Source organism: Paenibacillus pinisoli (assembly GCF_003605435.1).
Taxonomy (GTDB): Bacteria; Bacillota; Bacilli; order Paenibacillales; family Paenibacillaceae; genus Pristimantibacillus; species Pristimantibacillus pinisoli.
The window spans coordinates 557,329-583,728 of sequence record NZ_QXQB01000001.1 but is presented as its reverse complement, the minus strand read 5'-3'; the positions used below and the strand labels follow the sequence as shown (position 1 = coordinate 583,728).

At 50.6% G+C, this 26,400-nt stretch carries 29 protein-coding genes, 1 pseudogene and 1 riboswitch; of the genes and pseudogenes, 22 read left to right on the top strand and 8 right to left on the bottom strand.

All coding sequences use genetic code 11. The features are described 5' to 3' along the window. Positions 1–115: 115 nt before the first annotated feature. The gene (locus D3P09_RS02900) at positions 116–811 is read right to left on the bottom strand and encodes an SOS response-associated peptidase (RefSeq protein WP_120107045.1); all 696 of its coding nucleotides are present in this window, start codon (positions 809–811) and stop codon (positions 116–118) included. Positions 812–990: 179 nt separating this feature from the next. Here D3P09_RS02900 and D3P09_RS02895 point away from each other — a divergent pair, with 179 nt between their 5' ends. Next, positions 991–2,382: a DUF2515 domain-containing protein gene (locus D3P09_RS02895; RefSeq protein ID WP_243643878.1), complete on the top strand. Its 1,392-nt coding sequence runs from the start codon at positions 991–993 to the stop codon at positions 2,380–2,382. A gap of 523 nt (positions 2,383–2,905) precedes the next feature. On the opposite strand, the gene D3P09_RS02890 is transcribed toward D3P09_RS02895, so the two are convergent. From D3P09_RS02890 to D3P09_RS02880, 3 genes are all read right to left on the bottom strand, one after another. Further along, positions 2,906–3,235, bottom strand: coding sequence for a YolD-like family protein (locus D3P09_RS02890; RefSeq protein ID WP_120107043.1), 330 nt, complete (start codon positions 3,233–3,235; stop codon positions 2,906–2,908). Further along, complete coding sequence (locus tag D3P09_RS02885) at positions 3,232–4,500, bottom strand: DNA polymerase IV (protein WP_120107041.1); 1,269 nt, start codon at positions 4,498–4,500, stop codon at positions 3,232–3,234. The genes D3P09_RS02890 and D3P09_RS02885 overlap by 4 nt, the downstream gene beginning before the upstream one ends. 523 nt (positions 4,501–5,023) lie before the next feature. Beyond that, positions 5,024–6,088: a glycosyltransferase gene (locus D3P09_RS02880; RefSeq protein WP_120107039.1), complete on the bottom strand. Its 1,065-nt coding sequence runs from the start codon at positions 6,086–6,088 to the stop codon at positions 5,024–5,026. Positions 6,089–6,223: 135 nt separating this feature from the next. Here D3P09_RS02880 and D3P09_RS02875 point away from each other — a divergent pair, with 135 nt between their 5' ends. From D3P09_RS02875 to D3P09_RS02825, 11 genes are all read left to right on the top strand, one after another. After that, positions 6,224–7,759 carry a spore germination protein gene (locus tag D3P09_RS02875; protein WP_120107037.1) on the top strand — a complete coding sequence of 512 codons (1,536 nt, stop codon included), beginning with the start codon at positions 6,224–6,226 and terminating at the stop codon, positions 7,757–7,759. Between the two features lie 28 nt (positions 7,760–7,787). Beyond that, entirely contained in the window at positions 7,788–8,996 is a 1,209-nt protein-coding gene (locus D3P09_RS02870) for a Ger(x)C family spore germination protein (protein WP_120107035.1), read from the top strand. A 42-nt stretch (positions 8,997–9,038) separates the two neighbouring features. Continuing rightward, positions 9,039–10,151: a GerAB/ArcD/ProY family transporter gene (locus tag D3P09_RS02865; RefSeq protein WP_120107033.1), complete on the top strand. Its 1,113-nt coding sequence runs from the start codon at positions 9,039–9,041 to the stop codon at positions 10,149–10,151. 62 nt (positions 10,152–10,213) lie between these two features. Further along, positions 10,214–10,322, top strand: a riboswitch (TPP riboswitch). A gap of 189 nt (positions 10,323–10,511) precedes the next feature. Next, positions 10,512–11,549 (top strand): ABC transporter substrate-binding protein, encoded by a 1,038-nt coding sequence (locus D3P09_RS02860; RefSeq protein ID WP_120107031.1) that lies wholly within the window; start codon positions 10,512–10,514, stop codon positions 11,547–11,549. Positions 11,550–11,644: 95 nt separating this feature from the next. Beyond that, positions 11,645–11,947 carry a thiamine-binding protein gene (locus D3P09_RS02855; RefSeq protein ID WP_120107029.1) on the top strand — a complete coding sequence of 101 codons (303 nt, stop codon included), beginning with the start codon at positions 11,645–11,647 and terminating at the stop codon, positions 11,945–11,947. Then, complete coding sequence (locus tag D3P09_RS02850; RefSeq protein ID WP_120107027.1) at positions 11,937–12,734, top strand: ABC transporter permease; 798 nt, start codon at positions 11,937–11,939, stop codon at positions 12,732–12,734. The genes D3P09_RS02855 and D3P09_RS02850 overlap by 11 nt, the downstream gene beginning before the upstream one ends. Further along, on the top strand, positions 12,721–13,497 hold the full coding sequence (locus D3P09_RS02845; protein ID WP_120107025.1) for an ABC transporter ATP-binding protein: 777 nt from the start codon (positions 12,721–12,723) through the stop codon (positions 13,495–13,497). The genes D3P09_RS02850 and D3P09_RS02845 overlap by 14 nt, the downstream gene beginning before the upstream one ends. Then, the gene (locus D3P09_RS02840) at positions 13,487–14,311 is read left to right on the top strand and encodes a TatD family hydrolase (RefSeq protein WP_243643877.1); all 825 of its coding nucleotides are present in this window, start codon (positions 13,487–13,489) and stop codon (positions 14,309–14,311) included. The genes D3P09_RS02845 and D3P09_RS02840 overlap by 11 nt, the downstream gene beginning before the upstream one ends. A 122-nt stretch (positions 14,312–14,433) precedes the next feature. After that, positions 14,434–15,207 carry a glucosaminidase domain-containing protein gene (locus D3P09_RS02835; protein ID WP_165867294.1) on the top strand — a complete coding sequence of 258 codons (774 nt, stop codon included), beginning with the start codon at positions 14,434–14,436 and terminating at the stop codon, positions 15,205–15,207. A gap of 74 nt (positions 15,208–15,281) precedes the next feature. After that, positions 15,282–15,947: a peptidoglycan recognition protein family protein gene (locus D3P09_RS02830; RefSeq protein WP_120107021.1), complete on the top strand. Its 666-nt coding sequence runs from the start codon at positions 15,282–15,284 to the stop codon at positions 15,945–15,947. 239 nt (positions 15,948–16,186) lie between these two features. Next, positions 16,187–16,582, top strand: a complete 396-nt coding sequence (locus D3P09_RS02825; protein ID WP_120107019.1) for a zinc ribbon domain-containing protein — start codon at positions 16,187–16,189, stop codon at positions 16,580–16,582. Positions 16,583–16,691: 109 nt separating this feature from the next. Here the strand turns inward: D3P09_RS02825 and D3P09_RS02820 are convergent, their stop codons facing one another. From D3P09_RS02820 to D3P09_RS02805, 3 genes and pseudogenes are all read right to left on the bottom strand, one after another. Beyond that, complete coding sequence (locus tag D3P09_RS02820) at positions 16,692–17,096, bottom strand: effector binding domain-containing protein (RefSeq protein WP_120107017.1); 405 nt, start codon at positions 17,094–17,096, stop codon at positions 16,692–16,694. Between the two features lie 262 nt (positions 17,097–17,358). Continuing rightward, positions 17,359–17,745 (bottom strand): annotated as a pseudogene (locus D3P09_RS02810) (manganese catalase family protein); the annotation flags it as partial. Between the two features lie 37 nt (positions 17,746–17,782). After that, positions 17,783–19,360 (bottom strand): recombinase family protein, encoded by a 1,578-nt coding sequence (locus tag D3P09_RS02805; RefSeq protein WP_120107012.1) that lies wholly within the window; start codon positions 19,358–19,360, stop codon positions 17,783–17,785. 162 nt (positions 19,361–19,522) lie between these two features. On the opposite strand from D3P09_RS02805, the gene D3P09_RS02800 reads away from it, so the two are divergent. Continuing rightward, entirely contained in the window at positions 19,523–19,852 is a 330-nt protein-coding gene (locus D3P09_RS02800) for a LytTR family transcriptional regulator DNA-binding domain-containing protein (RefSeq protein WP_120107011.1), read from the top strand. A 334-nt stretch (positions 19,853–20,186) separates the two neighbouring features. Here D3P09_RS02800 and D3P09_RS02795 read toward each other — a convergent pair whose 3' ends face one another. Then, positions 20,187–20,873, bottom strand: a complete 687-nt coding sequence (locus D3P09_RS02795; protein WP_120107009.1) for a helix-turn-helix transcriptional regulator — start codon at positions 20,871–20,873, stop codon at positions 20,187–20,189. A gap of 179 nt (positions 20,874–21,052) precedes the next feature. Between D3P09_RS02795 and D3P09_RS02790 the strand changes: the two genes are divergently transcribed. From D3P09_RS02790 to D3P09_RS02755, 9 genes are all read left to right on the top strand, one after another. Then, complete coding sequence (locus D3P09_RS02790; RefSeq protein ID WP_120107008.1) at positions 21,053–21,307, top strand: helix-turn-helix domain-containing protein; 255 nt, start codon at positions 21,053–21,055, stop codon at positions 21,305–21,307. Positions 21,308–21,546: 239 nt separating this feature from the next. Continuing rightward, on the top strand, positions 21,547–22,443 hold the full coding sequence (locus tag D3P09_RS02785) for a helix-turn-helix domain-containing protein (RefSeq protein WP_133304966.1): 897 nt from the start codon (positions 21,547–21,549) through the stop codon (positions 22,441–22,443). Between the two features lie 57 nt (positions 22,444–22,500). After that, complete coding sequence (locus D3P09_RS02780) at positions 22,501–22,710, top strand: hypothetical protein (protein ID WP_120107004.1); 210 nt, start codon at positions 22,501–22,503, stop codon at positions 22,708–22,710. A 225-nt stretch (positions 22,711–22,935) separates the two neighbouring features. Next, positions 22,936–24,111: an Alp7A family actin-like protein gene (locus tag D3P09_RS02775; RefSeq protein ID WP_120107003.1), complete on the top strand. Its 1,176-nt coding sequence runs from the start codon at positions 22,936–22,938 to the stop codon at positions 24,109–24,111. Next, positions 24,104–24,442, top strand: coding sequence for a hypothetical protein (locus tag D3P09_RS02770; RefSeq protein ID WP_120107001.1), 339 nt, complete (start codon positions 24,104–24,106; stop codon positions 24,440–24,442). Before D3P09_RS02775 ends, D3P09_RS02770 begins: the two co-directional genes overlap by 8 nt. Then, positions 24,420–24,635, top strand: a complete 216-nt coding sequence (locus D3P09_RS28440; protein ID WP_120107000.1) for an aspartyl-phosphate phosphatase Spo0E family protein — start codon at positions 24,420–24,422, stop codon at positions 24,633–24,635. Before D3P09_RS02770 ends, D3P09_RS28440 begins: the two co-directional genes overlap by 23 nt. Positions 24,636–24,642: 7 nt before the next feature. Beyond that, a complete protein-coding gene (locus D3P09_RS27530) occupies positions 24,643–24,798 on the top strand; it encodes a hypothetical protein (RefSeq protein ID WP_165867292.1) in 156 nt (51 codons plus the stop codon). 14 nt (positions 24,799–24,812) lie between these two features. Beyond that, positions 24,813–24,974, top strand: a complete 162-nt coding sequence (locus D3P09_RS27525) for a hypothetical protein (protein ID WP_165867291.1) — start codon at positions 24,813–24,815, stop codon at positions 24,972–24,974. 523 nt (positions 24,975–25,497) lie between these two features. Beyond that, positions 25,498–26,397: a hypothetical protein gene (locus D3P09_RS02755; protein WP_243643876.1), complete on the top strand. Its 900-nt coding sequence runs from the start codon at positions 25,498–25,500 to the stop codon at positions 26,395–26,397. Positions 26,398–26,400 lie beyond the last annotated feature (3 nt).

Below are 26,400 nucleotides of genomic sequence, written 5' to 3'. Positions count from 1 at the left end.
CTGTACTCCTTACGGGATCATGATGTCGGAAGTATTTACATCTTTTCCCTGAGGAGGAGATTGTATGCGGAATGGCGGGGTGAGGCAGGGGATTCTATTGCAAAACGTGCCTATATTACCATAGCTCCAGCTGTCCGCCTGGCTGATGACGCTCGATCAGCGACGGGTCGTCGTTGCGCACGTTGCCGACAGCAGGGCTGACGGGATAGGCTTCAAGCAGCTCCGAGGGATACGGCTTCAGGAGCGAGGAGAGCAGAGCGGTATTCTGCTGCTCGCGGCCCAGCCAGAGCGCTTCCTGCTCAGGATCGAGGATGACAGGCATCCGGTCGTGAATGGGCGCGACAACTTCATTAGGCGTGGTGGTCAGGATGGTACAGGTGCTGATCCGCTCGCCGCTTGGCGAGGTCCATGTCTCATACAGGCCGGCCAGGCTGAATACGGAGCCGGTTTTGAGCCTGATGCGCATAGGCTGCTTGCCGCGGGCGGTCGTTTGCCACTCGTAGAAGCTGTCTGCGGGGAGGAGGCATCTTTTTTTCTGAAAAGCGCTCTTGTACGCCGGCTTCGAAGCCGCTGTCTCGGAACGCGCATTGATCATGGTGTAGCCGACCTTCGGATCGTCGGCCCATGCCGGAATAAAGCCCCACTTCAGCTCGCCCAGCCGATTGCGGCTGCCGTCGTTAATGACAGCGAGCACATGCTGGCCGGGGGCGACGTTGTACTTCGGGCGATGGAAGGGGACGGTCGTCTCATCAATCATGTATCTCACCATTAATTCCTCAAGCGTAATGGTTACCGTGTAGCGGCCGCACATGTCGGTCTCCTCCTTGATAAGGAACTTGTCCTCTTTATTATATCTTTCTAATGCCGGCCTTGCGAGAAGCAAGCCGTCGCTCTCGCGCATACGGTACGGTATATGTATTCCGCTCGGTATGACGAGCCATTCATTCGCGGATAATGGTAAGAGCGGTTTTTTTGGAAGGAGGACAGTGGATGGAGGAGGATAAGAAGCGCGGAAGCGATGAGCGGGATGAGCGCGGCGGCCTTGGCGGATGGCTTGGGCATCTGCTGGCGCTGCCTGGTGAAGCGCTGGCTTATGCGACGGGGAAGTGGAAGGCGATGAGCGCATCCAGCGAGATGCTGGAATCTGCGGAGCCGCTGGCGCTTTCGCCTGTAGCGGTGGCCCGGCTGAAGGAAGCATGGGCGAAGCAGCTCGCGTCCGGGCATACCGCGGAAGAGAAAGGGCATGGCGCCGCTGACAATCCCTCCTGGACGGCGGATGAGCAAATGCTGATCGAGCGCATCCGGACGGAGACGGCGGAGGCGAACCGCAACAATGTGACGAGAACGGAAGCTTACCGCAATATGTACTTCCGTACCCCGGAGCTGCACTGGGCGCTGCTCGCCCATCTCGTGTCCCGCAACGGCGGGTGGAATATGACCGACCTTCAAGGGGAGTGGCTGCCCCGGCTGCTGACGGAGGAGCAGCGGCGCGACGTCTTTCTCTTCCTGGAGCGCGCGAACGCGCTGATCTTCCAGGATGCATACCCGCAGCTTCTGCTGTACCAGTGGAGCCGTGTGCTTGGCCGGAGCCTGTTCCATTTGCTGCCTGCCTTCGGCGTATCCAGATTTATGCTTCCGGTATGGAAGCTGTTCTGGCGCGATAAAGATTCGGCTTTGCTGACGACGGCCCTTATCGTGAATGAGCAGAACTACATCGAAAGCCGTGTGGTGCGGAACGAATATTTCCAGAAGCGGGTGCTGCATACGCTATTTTTCGGCTTGCAATCGCTGCTTCAACTGAATGGCGTTCTGTTCCCGTACGGAAGCGGTGGCGGAAAAGGGGCTTGCGATGGGGAGGACGGCGAGGGACTCCAGCTTGCGGGACTCATTCTGGAGGACTTCCGCGATCTTCATGAGCGCATTGAATTCGGCAAGCGTCTCTATGCGATGCTCTTCGGCATTCCGCGAGTCTTCGACGGAGCCCGATGCTTCGCGGCTGCGGTGAAGCATACCGGCTCGCGCAGCGATTATGCCGCCTTGCTCTACGAGGATGTGCGGCATGAGCCGCCCCGCCGCATCTATGAGGAGAAGCTGCTGGGCGGACGGCTAAGGAAAGGGGCATCGCGCATTTACAGCCCTGCGCTGCAGACGGCGTGGAAGGATCATCCCGTCGAGCCTGCGGACCAGGGAGACTGGTTCCATAGCGTGGATGAGGTGCTGCCTTACTTCCATGAGCTTCCGCTGCCCCGCAACTTCGAGCTTACGAATGAGTACGGGCTGATGCTAAGCAAGCTGGAGCTTGCCGTTCTGGCCGTACAGCGCGGCGAATCGCCCGTGCCCGGTAATGGGAACAGCGAGGACGGCGCGAAGCCGTCTATATGATGTGGAGCCGCGGTCTGGGATCGCGGCTCTTTCGTTTTGCATTAATCCAGTATGGTATTGGCATTTTATTGGCTTTGTGCCCACATTTAAAGGGATCTGCCTTCTTGCCTCGAATAGATGGATAACCCTATTTTATTGCGAGGTTATTGGCGTGGAGTTGAATCGTATAGAAGTGAGTAAGAGGGACAGTAAATACGGCAAGGATCATTTTTGCATAATAGTCGATGGGATTCCGCTAGACGAATGGCTTCATTCTTGTTACCCCGAAGAGGGATATGAAGGTTTGATTCCTACGTTATCCGCTTCGATGGAACCCCGCTAACGAGCTGATTCAAAGCTACGAATGTATTGGCGGTAGAGTAAATTGGTTAAATTGTGCGCCAAGCCTGATCTTTGAACAAGCAGCTTATGATGCTCAAATTAGCAAGCTGTGGCTAGCATGAAGCTCCGCTCTAGAATAGTGTCAGAAATCAAAAAATGATTTTGTACAAAAAAGCCCCTTGCAAGGGGCTTTATTCTTGACTTACAACTCCTCCATCGCGGCCCCTTCGATATCTCTGATCGGGAACCACTCGCCGTCGACCATGAAGCGGCCCTTCAGCTCGTCGACGCGATCGACGATGCCGATGACGGTCAGCAGCTCGAAGGGGTGGAACAGCCGCACGGCGACAGGCTGCCGCCTGAGCAGCGATTCCGAGACGACCCGCGATACATGCTCCCACTCCTGCTCGTCGAGCTCGATGCGTGTGCGGCGCTTCAGCGATTCCGAATGGTCGTTGATCGCCGCCTTATGCTCCGGCAGCATCATGCGGCTGGATTCCCATAGTCCGTTGCCTTCAAGCTTTTTTCTCATTTGTAATGCCCTCCGATCTTTCTGGAACGATCCTTGGCCTGGCCGACACCCTCGGTAGCCGAGACCGCTCTAATGATGCTTGCATCGCCATACTTGCGCTTAATCGCGTCTGTCGCCTTCTCCAGCGCCATCCACTTCTCGCGGTCGGGCTCGAACAGCGATAGCTGGTATTCGCCGTCCGCAGCGAATTGGGACAGGCTAACGCCTACTTTGCGGACGGGCAGGCCATCCCAGTGCCGCTTCAGCAGCTGGATGGCATATCGGTATACCTGGTTGGTTACGCTGGTCGGATCATCCATCTTCATCTGGCGGCTGAAGCCGCTTGGCTTACTGTAGTCCGCGCCCATGCAGGCGACCGATACGACATGCCCCATGTAGCCCTTGCTGCGGCAGCGCTGGCAGACAAGCTCGGTAAGCTCCAGCAGCACGACCTTGATCTCCTCCAGGCTTCCGTAGTCCCGGGGAAGAGTCATCATATGGCCGATCGTCGTCGAGGCCGTCTCATGCGTGCCCGGCGTAACGGGGCTGTCGTCCAGGCCGTTCGCGATCCGCCAGTACAGCTCCGCGTTAATATCGGAGTTGCGGCCGAAGCGGCGGCGCATGAGCGTCTTCAGCTTCTCCAGCGGCGTCGCGGCGAGCTGGCCGATCGTCTCCAGTCCCATCGCATTGAAATGCCGGGTCATGCGGCTTCCCGCCATGAACAGCTTCGATACGGGCAGCGCCCACAGCGTGGCGGCGAGCTTCTCTGGCCCAAGCGTAAAGATGCCGGAGTCATTCTTCTTGGCGTAATTGTCGCAGGACATCTTCGCGAGTATCTTGTTCGGCCCGATGCCAAAGCGGGTGTAGATGCCCGTCTCCTCCTGGATGCGCTTCTGGATGAGCGCGGCCAGCTCCTCGGGGGAGCCGTACAGGTGGAGGGAGCCGGTCACATCCAGAAATTGCTCGTCGACGGAATAAGGCTCGACGAGGTCTGTGTACGATTGATAAATGCGTGTAATCATGAGTGAAATGTCAATATACAGCGCCATGCGCGGCTGCACGATGACGAGGTCCGGACACTTGGCGAGCGAATCGCCCAGCCTCTCGGCCGTCGTCACACCGTGCTCCTTGGCGATGGGGCAGGCTGCCAATATAATGCCGGAGCGGCGCTTCGGGTCGCCCGCTACAGCGAGCGGACGGTCGCGGTACTCCGGATGCTCCGCCTTCTCGACGGAAGCGTAGAATGATTGGCAGTCGGCCAGCATGATTACTCTGTCGCGAGCCATGCTTGTTGCGCCTCCCTATCCCTTAATAATGCGAATGTATGTTCTCTATATGATATGCTTATTATATACAGAACATACGATCGTGTGCTATCTTTTTTTAAGTGGTTATTATTGACAACGACGCGAAAGCCGCATCCCTTCTGCAATAGAGAAGTTTGCGCAGCATGCCGCGGTTAAAGGTGAATTCCTTAGGCTTTATCGTTTAGTTTCGCAAAATTGTATCGGGTATCCAACTGAGTATAATTAAGGATGATAGCGCGATTAGAATCAGGCAGACTGCTTGCGGCTGGCTGATCGGTGAAGCGGAGGTGCGGGATGAGGCCTTTAAAAAGAACACTTATCGGAACGACTCAAAGGAAACCTGCGCGATTTTGGCATCGCAAGGTTTCAGCAGATAGAAGAGCCTAATCACAGTCCGGAATGGCAAGAAGCGCTCTCTAGCGTGGACTGACAGCAAAAAGGCGGCGTCCCCCTGTCAAAGGGAGGACGCCGCTTTTTTTGGCTTGCATCTTATATATCAGCTCTACAAGCTGCTGAAAAACTTCTCGTTGTACACGATGCTGGGATGCTTCGGATTATAGCTCTGGGCAATGCGGTGGTGCTCGATGGCCTTGTCGCGGTCGCCGAGCCGATCATAACAGACCGTCAGCTGCAGATGGGGCAGCCAGGTCCATGTGGCATTGTCCGTGGAGCCCATCATATCCTTTGGCTTCTCCAGCTGCGTCGCTTGCGTGAACCAGTAGATCGCCTGCTGGTAGCGCTTCTGCTCCAGGAAGAGAGAGCCGAGCTGACAGCAGAACTCAGCGCGCGGAAGGTCGTAGTTCAGCGTGCGCAGCAGCGACGCGAGCTGCCGGTCCTGCTGTCCTAATCTTCCATAGCAATCGGATTGCTTCATGCAAGCTGCGATATTATCCTCTACCCAGCCTAGCCCCGACTCAAGAAACTTCTCGTACCAATCGATTGCCTCCTGGACGCGGGAATGATCGCGAAGCTCATTGGCGAAATAATATTGGTCGCGCGGAGAGAATTCTTCGCCGCTCTCCAGACGCTTTAAGTAGATGCGAAGATTGCGGTCGGTATGGCGCCGTTCCTTCCGGTGCGTCACTGCGATATCGCTATGGTAGGTATAGCCCGATACAGCCAAATATTCATGTACGGGACCGATCCAGCGGAAGCCTCGGCTGCGGCGGACCAGACGATTTCTTCTCAGGCTGAAGACGGGGTTGCCGTTATGGTCGAAGGTCAAATTGTAATTCATCGTGACGCTGTCGTACGGAAGCTCCTCCTTCTCCTTCAGCGCCTTCAGGCGGGCGAGGTCTTCCGGCTCAATTACGTCATCGGCATCAAGCCATAGAATGAACGTCTGGGTCGCCTTCTCGAAGCAGAAGTTGCGAGCCGCCGCAAAGTTGTCGATCCATTCAAAGTCATAAATAACGGCTCCGAAAGAAGCCGCGATTTCCTTGGTTTTGTCCGTTGAGCCGGTATCTACGATGATGATCTCGTCCACCGCATCCTTGACAGATGCCAGACAGCGCCCCAGGCTGTCTTCTTCGTTGCGGACGATCATGCACAAGCTGATGCTGTTCAAGCTGTCACAACCTTTCCTCTCGTTGCCTTGCTTTTGTGTCAGTACATTGTATTAGCCCGTGCCGGAGTTGGTTACATACATATTCCAAGGAGATTCGAGCCAAAATAGAGGCAACTTGGAAACAGAGGGTGCGATATGACACAGACCAAAAAACCGGCATTGACGCCGCTTAGTCCCTCGCTGCGGGCGAACGTTCAAGCCGTGAATGCCCGGTTCGGCGGCAGCAGCGATCTTGTCGTCCGCTTGTTCCGCAGCGACGCAGCGCCGGAGCGGGAGCTGGGGCTGCTGTATTTAGAGGGACTTGTGAATACGGATGTGATCAACGAAAGCCTGCTGGCTCCCTTGATGTCGATGAAGCTGCCGCCGCACATGGAGCGCAAGAGCGATCGGCTGGTGGAGGCGCTGCGCACCAGCGTCGTGTCGATCGGCGGCATGAAGGAAGCTGCGGCGCTGGAGGAAGGGCTGCAGCAGCTGACGGACGGCTGGTGCCTGATCTTCATAGACGGAAGCACAGTTGCGCTGATGGCAGCGGTGGGCGGTACCAAGGAGAGAGCGATCGGCATTCCGCAGACGCAGACAGTCATCCGGGGGCCTCAGCGCGGGTTCGTGGAGGAACTGGGCACGAATATCAGTCTGATCAGGCGGATTATCCGCACGCCTGACCTGCATGTACAGACGCACAAGATCGGCACGCAGACGCATTCCAACGTCGCGGTGATGCATCTTCACGGGGTAGCGGATCAAAGCATCGTCAAAGAAGTGTACCGCCGGCTCGCCGCGATTGATCTGGACGGCATTCTGGAGAGCGGCTACATCGAGGAATACATTCAAGACGAGACGTTCACGATGTTCCCAACGCTGCTGAATTCGGAGCGGCCGGATGCCGTAGCGGCTGGCCTGCTGGAGGGCAGGGTGGCTATTCTTGTCGACGGAACGCCAATCGCGCTGGTTGCTCCGACCACGTTCTTCAGCTTCTTTCAATCTCCGGAAGACTACTACCAGAGGTTCGACATTGCTTCATTCGTGCGTACGATCCGCTATGCGGCGTATGTCATGTCCATGCTGCTGCCTGCCCTGTATATCGCGGTGACGACCTTCCATCAGGAGATGCTGCCCACGACGCTGCTGATCAGTCTCGCTGCGCAGCGGGAAGGCGTGCCGTTCCCCGGACTTGTCGAGGCGCTGCTAATGGAGATGACCTTCGAGGTGCTGCGGGAGGCGGGGCTTCGCATGCCCCGCGCGATCGGTCCCGCGATCTCGATCGTCGGAGCGCTCGTGCTGGGACAGTCGGCGGTGCAGGCGGGCATCGTCTCAGCGGGCATGGTCATCGTCGTTTCGTTCACCGCGATCTCCAACTTCGTGATGCCGGAGAACAACATGGCGGCAACCTCTCGCGTCATCCGCTTCGGCATCATGATTATGGCGGGCATGCTCGGCTTCTTCGGCATTTTTATCTCGGTGCTGTTCGTGCTGGCCCACCTGGCATCGCTGCGTTCCTTCGGCGTTCCGTATATGTCGCCGATTGCCCCGGGGGCCAAGAACAGCGGCTTGTGGCGGGACGTATTCGTCCGTGCGCCATGGTGGTCGATCATGCTGCGGCCGCTGGATATGAAGCTGCGCAATCCGAGGCGGCAGAGCAGCGGGAGAAAGCCGCCCGCCCAGCGCCATTGAAGGAAAACCTTGACGGGAGGCGGACGGGATGAAAGTAATTCGGCTTCTGCTGTTATGCTCGCTGCTGCTGCTCCAGACAGGCTGCTGGAATAGAGTCGAATTGAACGATATTGCGATCATATCCGCCACAGGGGTGGATTGGGAGAACGGCAAGTGGGTGCTGACCAACCAGATTGTTATCCCCAAGGCAATCTCCGGCCAGGCTGGCGGCGGCCGAACGGCTGCGGTGAACGTATTCTCTTCGACAGGAGACAATTTCCGCATCGCAATCAGCAAAGCCAGCCAGGAGTCGTCCAGGCGATTGTATTTCTCACATAATCAGATAGTCGTGATCGGCCAGGAAGCGGCGAGGAAAGGATTCGGGCCGTTGCTGGAGGCCTATTTGCGCAATCACGATTCCAGGGAGACGGTCGACGTATTCCTTTCGAAAAGCACGGCCAGGCTGATGCTGGAGCAGCTAATGCCGCTGGAGCAAATTCCGGGGGCGGCGATTCAGCGGATGATTGTGAATGAAGAAAAGAACAGCTCCTCCTACAGGCAGATGACGATTCATCAAGTGCTCATGGATTTGCTCGGGCATACGAAAGCGACAAGCATACCGGGACTCGCGCTAGCCGGCTCTGAAGAGAGCACAGACAAGGTGGAGGCGCTGAGCCATACCTCAACCCCATCCAAGGTTCGGCTAAGCGAGCTTGGCCTTATTTATGGAGACAAGCTTGTAGGCTGGATCAGCGATGAGCAGAGCAAGGGCGTGATGTGGCTTACCAACAATGTGGACAAAGCGACGGTCTCGTTTGCCTGCTCTGCCGAAGGCAAGGGCAGGGAAGGTTCATCAGCGCGAATTCTCCACTCTTCTACGAAATTAAAGCCGCAGCAGCGGGGCGATAAATGGGTGATGAAGGTGGATATTGCGGCTGAGGGCTCGCTGCTGGAATCCGATTGCGGCGGAAACTTGATGAAGCCGGAGGAAGTAAGGGAGGTCGAGCAGCTTGTCGAGAAGCGAATTGCTTCGATTATTGCAGATGGCTGGGAGGCGGTTCGCAAGAACAAGACGGATGTGCTCGGCTTCGGCACGCAGATTTACAAGCAGTATCCCAAAGCATGGAAAGCGATGGAGAGCCGCTGGAAGGAAGAGTTTCCGCTGATGGAGATTGAACTGACCGTGAATATGAAGCTGAGCTCCACGGGCATGAGCGGCAAAAGCTTCAAGGAAGCCCAGAAGAAGCCGGGACTGTAGTCCGCGCTATGCGTCTTGATTGTGAAGGAGGGGAATATTGTTATGCAGCAGCAACAGCAGTTCGGCAAATATCAGCTGGCGATTCTGATTATCGTATTTCTGATTGGCAGCACGCCGCTATTCGAGCTCGGCATCACAGCGAAGCAGGATGCTTGGATCGCTATGCTTGTTGCAGCCGCAGCCGGGCTGCTGCTGACGGTCATTTATCTTACAATTCACAAACGCGCTCCAAACGCCGGTCTCGGAGATTTGTACAAGTATCATTTTGGCCGCTATATCGGCGGTTTTGCTGCGATGGTCCATGCGCTCTGGCTCTCGTACGAATCCATGCGGAACGTCCGCGATGTAGGGGAGCTGACGACGATGGCGCTGCTGAACTTTACGCCTAAGTGGGTTGTCATGCTGCTCATTCTGGCCGTGGCAGCTTATACGGCGAGCAAAGGGGTAGAGGTGCTTGCCCGAATCATTCAGCTGCTGTTTCCTGTCGTGCTGTTCAGCTATTTTCTAGTTATCTTGCTTGTGTTCTTCAGCGGACTCGTGAAGGTCAATCAGCTGCTGCCGATGATGGAGAATGGGCCGATGCCGATTCTAAAGGCGGCATTCCCGAATCTGCTGGCGTTTCCCTTTGGCCAGATGGTCGTATTCCTGGTGCTGTTCGGCCATGTGAGCGAGAAGAAATCGATCAGCAAGGTGACGTATTGGTCCCAAATCGGCGTCTCGCTTTTTCTCGTATTCATGAATGCTCTAATCTTGTGTGTGCTGGGTCCGGAGCTGGCGGATCTGACTACGCTGCCGCTGCTTCATGTGGTGCAGCTGGTCAGGCTCGCCAATTTCCTGGAGCGGCTGGATGTGGTGGTGACGCTGCTGCTGTTCATTGGATTATTTGTGAAAATTGCAACGCTCTATATCGCCTCCATCCTGATGGTGAGCGAGGTGACGGGCTGGTCCTACCGCACGCTTGTATTCCCGATTGGCGCTTTGATTTACGCCGCTTCGTTCCTGGAGCCAAACTATACGTATCATAATTGGATCGGGCTAGACATTACGCTGAAGATTGTGCCCATCTTCCAGATTGGACTGCCGCTCCTTATGCTGGCGGTAGGCATCCGGAAGAAGTATCGGGCCGCGGCGCTTGGCGGAGCTCAGAGCACATAAGGCAAAAAAAGTCTGGCATTCTGATCGGAGTTTGCTATAATGGATACGTAATTGACGTAACCGAATACGCTCTGGGGAGCTGGATTGGCCGGCTGAGAGGGAATGACTGCATTCCGACCCGTATACCTGATCCGGATAATGCCGGCGTAGGAATTGAAGCTATGCTTCTTTCGCGAGATTTGCCGCTATGATGCCCTTGCGGGTGTGCTAGTTGGGAGGTTGAGGGAAGAAGTGAAGAATATAGCCGACAACACGACGTCTTCCGCATCTGGAAGGCGTCTTTCTTTTATTCACGCGCAGGGACCGGGCATGGCTGAACGTCAATGGACAAAAAGAGAGCAAGAGGAGAGGGGAAACACCATGTACAGCAGCAAAAAGAAACGTTGGAGCCTGGCGCTCGCAATCCTCGCGATGACAGTGGCGCTTGCCGCATGCGGAGGCGGCAATGGGGGAGCCAAGAACAAAAATGCCGATGAAGGCGGCAGCGAAGGGGACAAGCAGCTGCAGAAGGTGCAGGTCGTGCTGGACTGGTCGCCGAATACGAATCATACAGGCTTGTATGCAGCCAGAGATAAAGGCTTCTTCAAGGAGCAAGGGCTTGATGTCGAGATTATTCAGCCGGGACAGGACGGCGCGGACAAGATGGTCGCTTCCGGCAATGTGCAGTTCGGCGTGAGCTACCAGGAATCGCTTACGATGGCCCGGGTTGCGGGCGTGCCGCTCGTGTCGCTGGCGGCAGTCATTCAGCATAATACATCGGGCTTCGCATCAGCGAAGGAGAAAGGCATCGACTCGCCGAAGAAGTTCGAAGGCATGCGCTACGGCGGCTGGGGCGCTCCGGTCGAAGAAGCGGTGATCGATTCCATTATGCGCGAGGAAGGCGCCGACGTTGGCAAAGTCGACATTATGAGCATCGGCGACAGCGACTTCTTCACGGCAATCAAGCGCGATATCGATTTTGCATGGATCTACTACGCTTGGACTGGCGTCGAAGCGGAACTGCGCGGCGAAGAGATCAACATGGTTTATTTGACCGATTATAGCGAGAAGCTGGACTACTATACGCCGGTGCTGATCACGAGCGAAGATCTGGCAGCGAATCAGCCTGAGCTGGTGAAGGCGTTCGTCGCCGGCGCGGCTGCAGGCTACCAATATGCGATCGACAATCCGGAGGACGCAGCGGAAATTCTGATCAAGGCGGAGCCGGATCTGAATCCGGAGCTTGTCAGAGCGAGCCAGAAGTGGCTGAGCCCGCGCTATCAGGATGATGCTCCACGCTGGGGAGAGCAGAAGCTGAGCGTATGGAAGAACTACGCCGACTGGATGTTCGAGCGCGGATTGCTGGAGTCGGAGCTGGAAGCGGAGAAGGCGTTCACGAACGAATTTTTGCCGGAGTAATCCGGATGTAAAAGCAGGTTAGATGAAAGAGAAACAGCAGGATAGAGATCGCTTGCTGGAGCGATACAGCAGATACTAATGGGAAGAGGGATCATATGGCTAACGCACTCGTAAGCATTCAAATTTTGCCGACAACACCTGGAGGAGCTAGCGTGCTTCCTTACGTAGACCGGGCAATCGATATAATTAAAGAATCGGGCGTTCCTTACCGCGTCGCTCCGCTGGAGACAACGATGGAGGGCGAGCTTGGCAATCTGCTGGCTATCGTGCAGCGCATGAGCGAGGCTATGGCTGAGATGGGCTGCCCGTCGGTCATCTCTCAAGTGAAGATCTATTATAATCCGGAGAACGGCGCTTCCATGGGCCGCCTGCTGGAGAAATACCCAGATGGACAATAAGCGCAATCTGTGGTCGCGCGTATGGCCGCCAGCGCTTGTGCTGGGGATTCTGGTAGCCTGCTGGCAGGCGGCCGTCTCCTTCGCTCTGGTCAAGGACTGGATGATTCCGTCTCCGGCCGAGGTGGTCAAAGCGGCGTTCGCAAGCAATGTCTGGCCTAGGCTGATGGAGCATACGGGCGCGACGCTTGGCCTCACGGCCATCGGATTCGCAGGGGGGACAGCGGCGGGCTTCGTGCTCGCCGCTTTGCTGCATCTGCTGCCGGGCGTACGCCGCGGCATCTATCCTCTGCTCATCTTGTCTCAGAATGTGCCGATTGTGATTCTGGGACCGATTATGACGATGCTGTTCGGCTATGGCCTGCTGCCCAAGGCGCTGCTCGTTATGCTCGTCTGCTTCTTCCCGGTCTGCATTGCCATGCTGGGCGGACTGACGGGGACGGACGAGAGCCTGCGCAACTATATGCGCATGATCGGCAGCGGCAAGTGGACGCTGTTCTGGCGGCTGGAGCTGCCAAGCGCGCTGCAAAGCCTGTTCTCGGGGCTGAAGATCGCCGCGTCCTACAGCGTGCTGAGCGCGACCTTCGCGGAGATGCTGTCGCCCAAGATGGGACTGGGCGGCTATATGGTGCTGTCGACGCGGGGTTACATGCCGGAGCGGGCATTCGCGTCTGCTATCTTGATCATTATGATAAGCTTGGCCTTGTTTGGACTGATTGCGCTTGTGGAGCGGGCGGTTATCCGCTGGCGGCCGGGAAAGGGGGAGGCGGGACGTCATGCTGGAAGTTAAGAATGTAAGCAAAAGCTTCTCGGATGCGCGCGGCACAAAGGATGTGCTGCGGCAGCTGTCTCTGCAGGTAGGCGATGGCGAATTCGTCTCCATCGTTGGTCCGTCCGGCAGCGGCAAGACGACGCTGTTCGGCGTGATCGGCGGCTTGCAGCAGCCTACGGAAGGCGAAGTGCGAATAAGCGGACAAGCGACAACGGGTGAGACTGGCCATGTCGCCTATATGCCGCAGCAGGCGTCGCTCTTGCCGTGGCGAACGGTCGCAGGCAATATCGAGCTGTCGCTTACGATTGCGGGCGTCGAGAAGCGGAAAGCGAGATCGGATGCGCTGGCCTGGCTGGAGCGCATCGGCCTTGCCGAATATGCGGGAGCCTATCCGCATGTGCTGTCGGGCGGCATGCAGCAGCGCGTGTCGTTCCTCAGGGCGCTGCTGTCTCCGCAGCGGCTGATGCTGCTCGACGAGCCGTTCGGCGCGCTGGACGCTTTGACACGCGAGCATATGCAGAAGTGGCTCCTGTCGATCTGGGAGCAGAACCGCCGCTCGGTGCTTCTGGTTACCCACAGCATCGAGGAAGCTCTCTATCTGTCTGACCGCATCATTGTGCTGTCAGCGTCTCCCGCTGTTATTCTGGATGAAATTACGGTGCCGTTCGAGCGTCCGCGCAGGGAAGAGCTGCGCGAGGATGCCAGATTTATGGAGCTGAGAAGCCGCATCTACCGCCATCTGGCAGAAGGGGCAAAGGAGGCGGGCAGGAATGGCAGCTAACATGAATGAGGTGCGTAAGAGCAGCGTAATCGATGCGCATATCCATCTTGATCTGTATGAGCCGGCTGAGCTGCATCCTATGCTGGAGGAGGCTTTCCGCAGCGGCGTTGAGGCGGTTGTAGCGGTCTCGATGCATCTGGCTTCCTGCCAAGCGAATGAAAGGCTGGCGCGCCGGTATCCGGGGCGCGTGCATCCGGCGTATGGCTTCCACCCAGAGCAGGAGCTGCCGGGCGACGATGAGCGCGAGCGGTTGCATGACTGGATACGTGTCCGTCATGAACGCGGCGAAGCGTTCGCCATCGGGGAAGTAGGCTTGCCCTACTATATGCGTACCGAGAGAGAAGCTGCGGGCGAGCGTTTTGATGAGACGCGGTATCTGGAGTGGCTGGAGTCGTTCGTGAAGCTGGCGGCGGAGCTCGACAGGCCGATCGTGCTGCATGCTGTCTATGAGGATGCGGATAAGGCTTGCGATTTGCTGCAGCGCCATGGGGTGCGCAAGGCGCATTTTCACTGGTTCAAAGGGAGCGCAGAAACGATTGCACGCATGATCGCATCCGGTTACTATGTCTCGATCACGCCTGATGCTGCTTATGAGCCAGAGATCATCGAGCTGGTGAAACGCTATCCGATCGGGCAGTTAATGGCAGAGACGGACGGCCCGTGGCCCTTCGAAGGGCCATACAGCGGGCGCAAGACCATACCGGAGATGGCGGGATATGCCGCAGCGGATATTGCCCGTATTAAAGGAATGGCGGCAGAAGAAGCGGAGGCGGTATTGCTCCGCAATACGAAGACATTTTACGGAATCCTGTAAAGGATGAAAGAACGGCCCTTTGTCCATGGCGGACAAAGGGCCGTTTCCTTATGCCAAGCTGTCGCATACAACGTAAGAAGGAGACGTGCGCATGCGCTGCGCGCGAAGAAGGAGTGACAAGCATGGCAAAGCTGACGCGAGATCAATTTTTTGCGGCTATCGCCCCGGCCGTTATGTTCGTTCATCAGGAAGGCTCTTCGATGTTCCCATCCGTAAGGATGGCGCAGAGCCTGCTCGAATCCGGAGGCGAAATTCACGCATGGAACAATTTGGGCGGCATAAAAGTAGGCAGCGGGAGGACGAATGCCTATTGGCAGGGCGAAGCTGTCGTGAAGGGGACATGGGAGTATGTGGACGGGCGCTCCGTCATCTCGAAGGCGGCTTTTCGCGCGTACAAGAGCATCTATCATTTCTACAAAGACCTTGACCTGCTGCTGAACACATCCAGATATGACCGGGTGCGCCTGGCCGGGACGCCGGAGCGGCAAACCCAGATGCTGCTCGCATGCGGCTATGCCACGGACCCTGCCTATCCGTCGAAGCTGATGGCCATTGTTCGCCAGTACGGCTTGCTTCGCTATGACGAGATGGCAAAGCTGTCCGTACCATTGCCGAGAGGCTTCGAAGGGGCTTCCAATGTGCCTGTTATCTATCAAGGGCAAGTGCTGGGAGGCGGGTATTTGCAAGGAGGCATTACCTGGGTGCCGGCAAGACGGATTGGGGAGGCGCTCGGAGCCAAGATCGGCTGGACCGGGAGCAAAGTGACCGTCAACGGCCTGGAGCTGGAGTCGGTGCTTTCGGCGTCAACGGGGTATGTGAAAGTAAGGGATATGGCAGGCGTGCTGAGCCTTCCGGTAACCTGGGACGACCGGGCAAGGGCGGTTTTGTTCGAATAGCCCTTACGCACGCCCGTATGCGGAATATACTAAGTTGTATAATAGACATCAAGATTATGAGGGGAGCAGTTGGAATGTATGCGTACGTGGTAGATCATATTCCGAAGTCGACGCCGCATAACAGGCGGCCCGGTTACGCATTGAACGCTACGACCATCACAATACACAACACGGCAAACCCAACCAGCACAGCACGCAACGAAAGAAACTGGCTGACGAATCCGTCTAATACGGTAACGGCTTCCTACCACATCGTCATCGACGAGAAGGAAGCGATCGAATGTCTTCCGCTGCAAGAAGTGGCCTGGCATGCAGGCGACGGCAGCAGCGCAGGCAGCGGCAATCGGACCTCTATCGGCATTGAAATTACGGAGAGCGGCAACTATGCCAAAACACTCGATAATGCGGCGACCCTTGTCGCGTCTATGCTCAGGGAGCGGGGCTGGGGCACGGACCGTCTGCGGAGGCATTACGACTGGAGCGGCAAAAACTGCCCCCGCCTTATGAACGATGAAGGCAACTGGAGCGGCTGGCGGGAGTTTGTCGCGAGCGTTGGCGCCAAGCTGAACGACAGTGGCGGGGAGGTGGAGGAGCCGATGCTGAAACCGGAGGATGCGAATGCCATTATTCTGTTTCTAAGCGCAGCCTATATGTCCACGAAAGTTCCGGAAGCCCGCAAAGAATTCAACAGGCTGGCGAACGAGCTGCGCCGAGTCAGCGGTCAGCCCCCACAGCCTTAGAAGGCCTGGTCACTCAGTTAGAGCAGTCTCAAAATAACGGAATGCCTCGAGTTAAGGCCGTAGTTCCCGCATGTGTCCAACATGCGGGATTTCTGTGCTCCCAGAGGTGTTTTTGCAGGGCAGAAGAGCAGAATATCCATAGATTTGAAGGATTACAGAGAGGTTTGGCGAATACAAATAATAACATGTAAGGGCTATCGCTGTTGACGAATCGACGATATCGATGGGGAGGGCTGCGGATGGAAGAAGTCAATTGCCCATGGTGCGGTGAGCAAGTCATTTTGGACGGTACAATCTGCCCGTTATGCAGGCATGAGGTGCTGCCAGATCATTTGAGCGGAAAGGAAGGCCCTGAGATTGGGGAGGATGGCATCGTCCAGGATCAGAATGATGATGAGGCCATTGTGTCAAAGCTAGAGGAAAACTATGCTTGCGCACGCTGCGGCCATGAGGAGTGCAGTGTTCAAGAGGTTGCAATGACGGGTACAGGCATCAGCAAGCTGCTGGATATCCAGCATCATCATTATTATTTTGTCTCTTGCCTGCAATGCGGCAAGGTGGATGTGTATGATCCGAATGTGCTGGAAGCGCGCAAGAAAGGGCTGCTGAGCTCGGGATTGGATTTATTTCTGTAGGAGCGTTGCAGGGATACTGTGAGATATGTGGATATACAGATTAGGCTGCGGGAATTAAAAACAGGCTGCTCACGTCATGTGATTAGCCTGTTTTTGTATGTCCAGACATCTACACTGGCTTCAAAGCGATGTAGATCTCGACTTCGCCATTCGGCGCGTATTTCTCATAATCAAAGGAGTAGGCGCGCTGCAAGAGACCCGCTTCCTCTTGTTCCCATATGTTCATCCAGGCTTTGACGACGCCTTGCTCATCCGAGGAATTGACCTTGAAAACCTTGTAAGCCGCATCCTCCGCAACGGTAAGCACATTGCCGTCGACCGTTTCGTCCGTAGCCACGCTTAACGTGTAGTCGCCCTTATAATTGCTATCATAGCTGTGGTATACGCCGTACATATTGCTCTCATGGTCATCCATCCCGGCATAGGCTTCTTTCCACAACGTATTGATTTTCTCCATCATGCTATCGTCATTGAAGTTGTTGGTTCGAATGCTATTAATTATGTAGAGGTTCATTGGAATCTTCCTTTCTGTCCATGGCTTGCCGATACAGCATTATGTAAAGTTCTCAACTCTATAATTATAGAACATATGTTTGCTGGAAAGCAAATTAAGTTCGTGGATGCCCCCATGATCGCTTTGAAGAGCATTTCGGGGGAGTAGACTAGCATCGAAAGTAACAGTACAAGCATTATTGGGTAGGACAACACAACCACGCAATATGAATAACCCAGCCGCGTTGTAACCAACGACTGGGTTATTTTTTTGAGTATAGGCATTAAAAATAAATCCGCTGGTCTTGCTTCTCCTTAAGTATTTCTACCGCCTCGCGGAAACGAAGGGAATGCACGATCTCCCGCTCGCGAAGGTACTTCAAGCTGTCTTGCAGGTCCACGTCATCCGTCATGTCGATGAGCCATTGATAGGTCGCTCGTGCTTTTTCCTCCGCAGCAATATCCTCATACAGATCGGCGATAGGATCGCCTTTGGCGGCAATATAGGAGGCCGTCCACGGCACTCCGGAAGCATTTTGGTAAAACAAGGCTCTGTCATGGTTGGCATAGTGGTCTCCCAGGCCGACGGCCTTAAGCTGCTCCACTGTAGCGTCCTTTGTCAGCTTGTAGACCATGGTTGCAATCATCTCAAGATGGGCGAATTCCTTGGTACATTATAGTTATATATAAAGACGATTTGCTGTAATATCAAGGGTTTTTACTGATTTTCGGGTAGAGGAGTAATTCGAATTTATCCATCGCTCCGCTCCATCGACCGCCTTTATGCTTCGTATATATAATTTGATCGAGAATGGTTCGAAGCAACGCATTTTTCTTAGCGGGATCTTCAGTCTCAAAGTAAACCGATAAAACATGCTCTACTTGAGGTATAATTTGTACTTTTGCTTCGGCCCGTTTTTCCTCAAGCTCAATCTCTTTCCTCGCTTGTTCCATCATTGAATCCAATTCATCCATTCGTTTTTCAACGGTCTTTGAGCGTTCAATAAACGTTTCAATAGAATAAACTTTCTGCTCCAGTAAGTCATGGAGATTATTTTTTTGCTCTACATATTCTTTTTTTCTCTTCTCCATTGCTTTTAAAGCATCCTGTTGTGCTTTAATGCGAAGTTCATCGTGAGCATTGGATTCAGGACGGTTTTGTTCCCATTCAGCTCTATAAGATTCCAGCCATTGCTTCAATGAATGGATTACTTTTTCCTCGACTATGCTTAGATATGAACCGACGTTTCGACATCCTTGTCGAGGACAAATCAAACTATCGGGTGTGTTATTATGTGGTCTTAAGACAATTGCACCGTTACACATTCCGCACTTTACCAATCCAGCCAGTGGATTTGATATTTTACCGGCAGGCGCAGGGGGGTGACTTTTACTTTGCATTATCTCATGGGCTTTATTAAATACTTCTTCCGAAATTATCGGCTCGTGAAGTCCATCAGCCTCAATCCAATTTTCACGCCGCATCCTAGGGCGACTTTTTCCGTCTCTACGCTTAATTTGAGGGCGCGATTTCCAACGTACTTTTCCGATATATACTGGATTTCTCAATATGCCATTAATTGTTGCAACGATCCAACGACCATTCTTCATTGTCGGGACTTTTAATACTTCATTTAAGTATTTTGCGATAAGTGCTGTTCCCTTGCGCTTACCCGGATCGGAATCCGTGTATAAGGAGAAGATTAATTGTACAATAGGGGCTTGCTCCAGGTTTGGTTCAAGAGAGTAGCCTTTGCCTGGAAGTTTGATTCTTTGATATCCGTAAGGAGGCACATTACCTGTATACTTGCCTTCCTTAACAGCTGAAACTCGACCGCTTTGCAATCTTCGGGTTATGGTCTTGAATTCGCGCCGGCTCATGAAGAGGCCGAATTCAAAGTATTCTTCATCATTCGGATCATTTGGATTATATGTACGCATCGGAGTCACAATTAAGGTGTCGGAGTATTTAAAGGCTTGTGCAACGATGCCTTGATCCATTGTATCGCCACGAGCGAGACGCTCGACTTCTACGACTAGGACACCAGTCCATTTCTGTTCTTCAACATCTTGTAGAAGCCGAATCATTTCCGGGCGTTCGGAGATGCGCTCCCCAGATACCGGACGTTCACGATAGATTTCTGAAATGACAATTCCGATTCTTTTTGATAGTTCGATCAGCGTTCGTTCATGTCGGACATATGTTTCTTCTTCACCGCGCCCTTCGGCTTCCAAGTCAGAGCGCGATTTTCGAAGATATGCGCAATATTTACCGCTAGGCAGCATAAATAACAGCTCCTTTCAACACACTGATAGACTACAGGACGTTTGAGTTTTCCAATAGCACATTATCAGTTTATTTGTTATATTGACAAATCTTCAGACATTTGTTTAAAGCGAACACAACTTTATAATAATGAGTAATTCAACATCAAGAGGTGACCTACAATGGAATACATACCTGTTATTCATATACAATCTAAGGCTCCTTTATGGTTGCCAATAAATGAGATACTTTTCATTACCGTCAATAATCGAAAATTTGAGTATTATACCTTTAGTGGTACTTATCGTAATCCTGGAACGATTATGGAACAGTATACGTTGATGAATTCAGTTGGATTTGAGTATGCAGACCGTAAGTCCTACCTTGCAAACCTTCAAAATGTGACAAAATACGACAAAGAAACGAGGCAAGTACATTTTATTCATGAATCAGGAATGACTTTAACTATCGAGGCTTCCAGAAGATCATCCAAAATATTCAACCACAATTGACTACCATATATGCAACAGAAACGGTCAGATTTTAGTTGCATATTTCGACATACACATGTCGAAATAACTGGTAACATGATACTACATCCCATATCAACGTATGGGATGATCATGGACCAGGGAGGATCCTATTTATGGACTGTAATGTTCAATCACCGTATATGATATTTTCTTCAAGAACCAACACTCTTACTTCAAGAATGGATCTGCCTTATATTCCATGTTCATCTATGAAGACGCCAAAAGATACGAGAGAGGTCAATGAAAACATAAATCTGTTCTATAATACTGCATGGGACATCTGGAATAATATTCAGAGTCCCAGATAGTATTTTTAATCTTCATTTTCTTTACCCATACGGTACATTTTCAGCGCAATTCTCAGCACGTTCACTTCATCTTCTTTAGGGGGCACTTTATCAAAGCCCAACTCTTCGAATGCCCGCTTGTATGAATTATCTTGAGCATTTGAGTCGCTGTGTGTGTCCTTTAATACATCAGCAGAGGATTCCATCATAGGAAATACAGTGATCGCATTTTTTTGTTTATCCAAGGTATAAGAGAAAAATTGGCTCAGTTTTATTTTATCCTCCATGCTTGCTTTTCTAAATCCTTCTTGCAATTCCTCAGCAGTTAATGGTGTAAAAGCTTTACCTTCTTCTCTACATTTGGCTTCGTGCCTTCTATTCATTTCATCTACAAAATGTTGTCTACTGACCGCATAACCAATGATGGAATTTAGAAACTCCTCAAATCCTTCCTCACCTAACATTTCAAATACTGGCTCGAGCCGTTCCATTTGTCCTGCAACCAGCAATTTATTAACGTCCCCTCCTGTAATTTCTGCAAGAGCTCTTGTAAGTTCTTCTGATGCAGGAGGCTTGTTGCCGTTTTTCAATTTGCTGATATAAGAACGGTCAACTCTTATATTATGTTGTGCCAATTTAACTGATATTTCCCCTAAACTTAATTTACTTTCTTCGATGTATTTAGATAGCAGATCAGCGTAAGAGTTATTCATATTCATCACTCCTCAATATATATAATAGCTGAATGTTGACTTTTTATACAACACATCAGTCAATTGAGTAAACAAAGGCTATTGACTAGGAAGACACTAGTATGGTAGTGTTTAGTCAATACCACATGACTTAGTAGGCACTACCATATATTTTAATAGTGCAAGGAGGTGTAAGTACAATGAGATATGTTGAAATGCTAAATGAAGCAATCTCCAAAAATAATCTCTCATTATCTGAAATCACGAACAGACTCGAAGATATGAATGTGAAAATTGATAGAAGTTACTTGAGTAAGCTTAGATCTGGAAATAAGCCTCCTGCAAGTGATCGCGTCAATGAAGCGTTGGCTCAAGTTTTAAACGTTGATCCGCTTAAGTTAAAGGTGGCAGCTTATCATGAAAAAATCCCATCTGATGTACTAGAAAAATTATAAAACAGACTAGATATAATGATAGATTAAAATTTTCGATAATCAAGAAAAATGATAGTCAACATTTCATGAGAACAATGGTTTCACAGCATTTTTCAAATCAATTATCAAATGGAGTAGTGCCTCCTGCATCTGATAAAGTGAACAAAACTTTGCGAAAGTCTTATCACTTACTAATTGAAACTTAAATTAAAGTCCCTCCTGACGTAATAAAAAATAAACACTTAGTCGGTGGTGAAGTTTTGAGTAGATATACTTATTTGCTTAAATCAGCAAAAAAAAATATTTCGTTAACCTTGGACCAAATATGTGATTTAGTTCAAGAACAAGGTTTGCATATTTCAAAACCATATTTAAGCAGAGTAATGAATGGAAAGGCATCTCCTGCAAGTGACAATGTAAACAATGCGCTTGCGAAGGTATTGGGAATCAATTCTATTGAATTAAAAAAAGCAGCCTATCGTGAGAAAATTCCCGTAGATTTACTTCCGATGATGATTAACAGATCAACTAATAGTGAAGTTATTGATTCTGAGGGGAATCTTACCTTGAATGTCAGCGTCACTCGTATAGATATTATTGGGTCCATAATAACCTTGCATCTTGAAGACGAGTTCCATAAGTTACATTCTCTCCGATTAGACGACAATAGATTGAAAATAAATAATGAGTATAAGGAGATGGGCTATTACGAAATTCTCTCAATCGGCTTACAAAAGAGTGGTCTGTCTGTAAAAAAACTAACTGAAAAATGCCATCATTCGGGATACTCTCTATCCCAATTGTACATAAGCAAGCTTATAAACAAGCTTGTACCTCCAGCGGATGAGGAGATCAATAAGGCGTTGTCAGAAGTATTGGAGATCGATCCTGTCGAACTCGCTGTAGCGGCTTATAAAGAGAAGATACCGCCAGAACTATTTTATAGACTTACAAACAGATACCAGTTACAAATTCCGATTAGACCTGGGGATGAAGGTAAGCTTTCGCTTAAAGTACGGGTTCGCAATTTAGAAGAACAAAATGGCGTGATGATCTTACAACTAGAGGATGATTTTAATTATATATATTTTTTACCTTCGGATGATAAGAGGCTATCAATTCCCCAAATACAGAAACATCAAGAAAGTGGTGAATAAAGGATGGTAGTCCCACTGCCCCAGTCGCATACAATACCTCAAGGAGGGGATGCGGTCATGAAAATCGGCAAAGAAGAAAAAGGGAAATCTGAACCTAATATCGTGGCAACTTATCAGTTAGGGAACACAACATCATATATCGCGGACAACTCATATCGAGATAAAACGCCAGACGAGACCCAGCAGGTTTGGAAAGATTTTTATTCAGCAGGTTGGAATATATGGGATGAAGTGAGCAGAAAAAAGGGAAAGGAAGCAGATGATTAGGATGCGTAATTTAATAAAAAAGGAAAAGACGACCGATTGCAGTCGATCATCTTTTCGGGGAAGTCATAAACTTAGAATCCATTCAACTCTAATTTTACACTTCCCCTCATTCCTTCGCAATTAATTTTTCCTAATCTTTTCGTGGTATCCTTCATTTTCTATTTCCTAAACTTTTATCAATAATAGTTATTTTTGTGATTAAACAATATTGGAGGTCTTTGATAAATGAATATCACTAATTGGGTTGCTGATTTTGGAAACTCTGTTCTCCAGAATATGATTGATGGTCATTACTTTGAAATGCCCTCATCGATCAGTGAAATTTCTGAGGTTGACTTTAACGGATTATTCGCAAATAGTGTTCAAGCTGACTCGCTTAATGAACATTTGGTAGTGAAAATCCAAGACGAGACGCTAGGGGAGCGATATTTCTTGGCGGGTAAAAAGGCACAGGCAAAGTTGCTAGGAAATGCGCATATTCACACTTTGCATGATAAGACAACCTCAATGACGGTTTGGGTGACATGGCTTGCAAGTTTGGCGCTATATCACGCTACAAAGCTCCCAGAAAAAGAAGATGATCTTATATCGGTTGAATATTTCGGTACGCTGCTACCAGTTTGGTTAGTTAAAAAGGCACGAAGCTTTAAAGAGAAGTTGTCGTCCATGGCAGATAGATTCCAAACAGAACTTTCATATGAGCTAGTAACGCCAGGATTCGAGCGGAAGATTAATCTCAAAGTGAAATTTGCCCAATGCCGTATCGAGGGTGAAAACGCAAGACATGCCCTGAAATATGATCTTGAAGGCAATATACGAGATGATGCAGAGCGTTACAAGAAAGCATTTACTGTAATCAATGATATTGGGGGCCAAAGTCAGGATAAGTGTAAGCTTCAGCCAGATCTAAGTGGCGCAGAAACATCAGATGATTTTAGTAGCAGTACAGACCAAAGCTATTTAGCTGTTCTGGAGAAGTTAAGAACGGACAAGCTGATGGATTATTTCTCTAACGTTCGATCGCTAGAAACCTTTATTTTGGATCATGTAAAAACACGTAACTACGTTTATAAGGATCCAGTTAAACATGCGGAATGCAATTTAACTGAAATTATTGAACCGGTGCTTCATGATTTTGCTGAAGTAGCGATTCAGAATGCACTTCAAAGCTTCAGCTTTCAGCAGGGGGATACTGTTTACTATGTTCATATCGGCGGTGTTAATCAAGCCCTGGAAGAGTATATGAAAGAATATCTAAATGGCCTATTGGGAGAGGATGTAGCCTTGAAATATCACATCTTTCCACCGGAGTCACGAAAATTGAACATATATGCAATGGCTATTGTTGCGAAGAACTACACGAAACGGCTAGAGCAGCAAGCCGTGCACCAACATGAATAGACGGGATCAATTTAACATAAGTGCTTTGAAGTTTTCTGATGAGGTTCACGATTTTATTGCTCAGCTGTCAACCTCGCGTCGCTTATCAGATTGGATTGCGGAACAGGTGGAAGAGGAGCTGAAGCGCAAAGGTGCGCCAACGGGTATAGCTCAAACTCAACACTATGTAGATATCATGAACGAGCTTCAATCCATAAAGCAGCTGTTGAAGCTAGGGGATTTTCAACAATCACCTCATATTGAGCAAGAAAAACAGCCGGTTATACAGCTGGTCAGTAGTAATGAAATTGCAAATTTAATACCGGAAAATGACTTGGAATATGGTTTTTAGTTCTAGGGGGCGAAAGAAATTGAAAGAAGCGCATTTGAGGCATTTAATCGAACAAAAGCGAAACATGCTCAACAACCTAGTCCAGTCCTATTCTAACAATTTGCAACATCCGGATGTACAACATGCAAGTCAGGAGCTAGACCAGCTTATTGTAAAGGCAATGCATCCAGAAAATAAAAATGGGAGGAGTTGAAACAGCAATGAGCAGTATTACAAGTTTCCCTTATCAAGAAGCCCTTATGGAGCTCCAAGACGGCGAGGAAATTGTATTGCATATCGGTAGTGTGTCATTTGTAGTGAAAAAAGCCAGTGAAGCAGATATTGAACGAGTTAACCAAGGTCACTTTGTACTGTAGCAAGGAGGAAGCGAATGATAATAGAGATTGTCGAAAATACAAACGGTCGATTCACCATCTATGTGACTACAAAGGAAGGCAATCGTTATTGGTGCGATTATGCTGATAAACCGACAGAAGATATGGTTCGTCGCCAATGGGAAGAAGATCGAAAGTGGTTTGTACAAATTAATTAGACGTTAGTGAGGTGATAACTATATGGAGTTAACATCGGGATTGAAACCGGATTAAGAAACGCCGAAACGCCCGACAGGGCGTCGCGAGGAGCTAACCTACCTCGCCTGATGATGGCAGGTTACGAAAGGGGCGGTGATTTTGAAACGTTACGCAGATTGGAAAGGCAGTTTAAAGGATTTTCTCCAAATCGGAGATGAAGTGGATGAGGATATCGTAAATCATTTCCTTAATGTACTTCCGCCGGTGAGCTGGTCTAGCACCTTACTTCAAATGGGCGAGCCATACAGCCACGTTGGGGGGAGACCGACATTCGCAACACTTAAACGTGATGGAGGGCGTTGGTTCTACGCAGGCTGTTGTTATTGCGGCGAGAGAACGCCAGTGATCAATGGTTGAGCTATCTGAAGATATTACAAAAATTCGGTCAGGACTGTTGGAGATCTTAGAGAGTATCCAACATGAAAAAACCAGAGTGAAACAGCTTCTCTGGACATGTGATCGCTATAGAAAGGAGAAATGCATGTGGAAATCTGCTATAGAGAAATCAATTTCCGGAAAGATAGTCTAGCATTAATTTTACGCATTAATGACATTATCAAGCAGTATCAAAGCAAGGGTTATTCCCTTACATTGCGGCAGATTTACTATCAGTTAGTTGCTAAGGACATTATCCCGAATACTGAAAGAAGCTATAAAAATGTCGGAAACCTTATTTCCGATGCTAGAATGGCTGGTTTAATCAGCTGGGAAGCAATTGAAGATAGGACGAGAAATCTCCGGAAAAATAGTCATTGGAGCTCACCCAGCAGCATTATTAATTCGGCAGCATATTCATTCGCTTATGATAAGTGGGCTGATCAAGACTACTATGTTGAAGTTTGGGTGGAGAAAGATGCGCTGGTGGGGGTGGTCGGGCAGATCTGCCAAAGACTCGATGTACCCTACTTCTCCTGTCGCGGCTATGTTAGTCAGACAGAAATGTGGGTAGCCTCGCAAAGACTCATATCAAAAGTCGAAAATGGGAACCAACAGCCAGTAATCCTGCATTTAGGTGACCATGATCCAAGTGGTAAGGATATGAGTCGCGATATTGAGGATCGGCTAGATACATTCGGGATAAGCCCGCTATTTAGGCGGATTGCTCTGAATATGGATCAGATTGAACAGTATCTACCTCCTCCGAATCCAACCAAACTTTCTGATTCACGAGCAACTACTTATATCAATCAATTTGGATACGAGTGCTGGGAACTGGACGCATTGCAGCCTGAAGTTATGGAAGCTTTGATTCGGGATAATGTGCTGGAGTTCAGAGATGAGGCATTATACGCAGCTGCGAGAAAGCGTGAAGAGGATGCCAAGCAAATTCTCGAAACCGTTGCAGAGAATTGGAATGAAATAGAGTCGAAATACTCAATTTAATTG

Excerpts from the sequence above, each read along its gene's own strand:
- D3P09_RS02900 (WP_120107045.1), bottom strand. The coding sequence starts at position 811 with ATGTGCGGCCGCTACACGGTAACCATTACGCTTGAGGAATTAATGGTG.
- D3P09_RS02895 (WP_243643878.1), top strand. The coding sequence starts at position 991 with ATGGAGGAGGATAAGAAGCGCGGAAGCGATGAGCGGGATGAGCGCGGC.
- D3P09_RS02890 (WP_120107043.1), bottom strand. The coding sequence starts at position 3,235 with ATGAGAAAAAAGCTTGAAGGCAACGGACTATGGGAATCCAGCCGCATG.
- D3P09_RS02885 (WP_120107041.1), bottom strand. The coding sequence starts at position 4,500 with ATGGCTCGCGACAGAGTAATCATGCTGGCCGACTGCCAATCATTCTAC.
- D3P09_RS02875 (WP_120107037.1), top strand. The coding sequence starts at position 6,224 with ATGACACAGACCAAAAAACCGGCATTGACGCCGCTTAGTCCCTCGCTG.
- D3P09_RS02870 (WP_120107035.1), top strand. The coding sequence starts at position 7,788 with ATGAAAGTAATTCGGCTTCTGCTGTTATGCTCGCTGCTGCTGCTCCAG.
- D3P09_RS02865 (WP_120107033.1), top strand. The coding sequence starts at position 9,039 with ATGCAGCAGCAACAGCAGTTCGGCAAATATCAGCTGGCGATTCTGATT.
- D3P09_RS02860 (WP_120107031.1), top strand. The coding sequence starts at position 10,512 with ATGTACAGCAGCAAAAAGAAACGTTGGAGCCTGGCGCTCGCAATCCTC.
- D3P09_RS02855 (WP_120107029.1), top strand. The coding sequence starts at position 11,645 with ATGGCTAACGCACTCGTAAGCATTCAAATTTTGCCGACAACACCTGGA.
- D3P09_RS02850 (WP_120107027.1), top strand. The coding sequence starts at position 11,937 with ATGGACAATAAGCGCAATCTGTGGTCGCGCGTATGGCCGCCAGCGCTT.
- D3P09_RS02845 (WP_120107025.1), top strand. The coding sequence starts at position 12,721 with ATGCTGGAAGTTAAGAATGTAAGCAAAAGCTTCTCGGATGCGCGCGGC.
- D3P09_RS02840 (WP_243643877.1), top strand. The coding sequence starts at position 13,487 with ATGGCAGCTAACATGAATGAGGTGCGTAAGAGCAGCGTAATCGATGCG.
- D3P09_RS02835 (WP_165867294.1), top strand. The coding sequence starts at position 14,434 with ATGGCAAAGCTGACGCGAGATCAATTTTTTGCGGCTATCGCCCCGGCC.
- D3P09_RS02830 (WP_120107021.1), top strand. The coding sequence starts at position 15,282 with ATGTATGCGTACGTGGTAGATCATATTCCGAAGTCGACGCCGCATAAC.
- D3P09_RS02825 (WP_120107019.1), top strand. The coding sequence starts at position 16,187 with ATGGAAGAAGTCAATTGCCCATGGTGCGGTGAGCAAGTCATTTTGGAC.
- D3P09_RS02820 (WP_120107017.1), bottom strand. The coding sequence starts at position 17,096 with ATGAACCTCTACATAATTAATAGCATTCGAACCAACAACTTCAATGAC.
- D3P09_RS02805 (WP_120107012.1), bottom strand. The coding sequence starts at position 19,360 with ATGCTGCCTAGCGGTAAATATTGCGCATATCTTCGAAAATCGCGCTCT.
- D3P09_RS02800 (WP_120107011.1), top strand. The coding sequence starts at position 19,523 with ATGGAATACATACCTGTTATTCATATACAATCTAAGGCTCCTTTATGG.
- D3P09_RS02795 (WP_120107009.1), bottom strand. The coding sequence starts at position 20,873 with ATGAATAACTCTTACGCTGATCTGCTATCTAAATACATCGAAGAAAGT.
- D3P09_RS02790 (WP_120107008.1), top strand. The coding sequence starts at position 21,053 with ATGAGATATGTTGAAATGCTAAATGAAGCAATCTCCAAAAATAATCTC.
- D3P09_RS02780 (WP_120107004.1), top strand. The coding sequence starts at position 22,501 with ATGAAAATCGGCAAAGAAGAAAAAGGGAAATCTGAACCTAATATCGTG.
- D3P09_RS02775 (WP_120107003.1), top strand. The coding sequence starts at position 22,936 with ATGAATATCACTAATTGGGTTGCTGATTTTGGAAACTCTGTTCTCCAG.
- D3P09_RS02770 (WP_120107001.1), top strand. The coding sequence starts at position 24,104 with ATGAATAGACGGGATCAATTTAACATAAGTGCTTTGAAGTTTTCTGAT.
- D3P09_RS28440 (WP_120107000.1), top strand. The coding sequence starts at position 24,420 with ATGACTTGGAATATGGTTTTTAGTTCTAGGGGGCGAAAGAAATTGAAA.
- D3P09_RS27530 (WP_165867292.1), top strand. The coding sequence starts at position 24,643 with ATGAGCAGTATTACAAGTTTCCCTTATCAAGAAGCCCTTATGGAGCTC.
- D3P09_RS27525 (WP_165867291.1), top strand. The coding sequence starts at position 24,813 with ATGATAATAGAGATTGTCGAAAATACAAACGGTCGATTCACCATCTAT.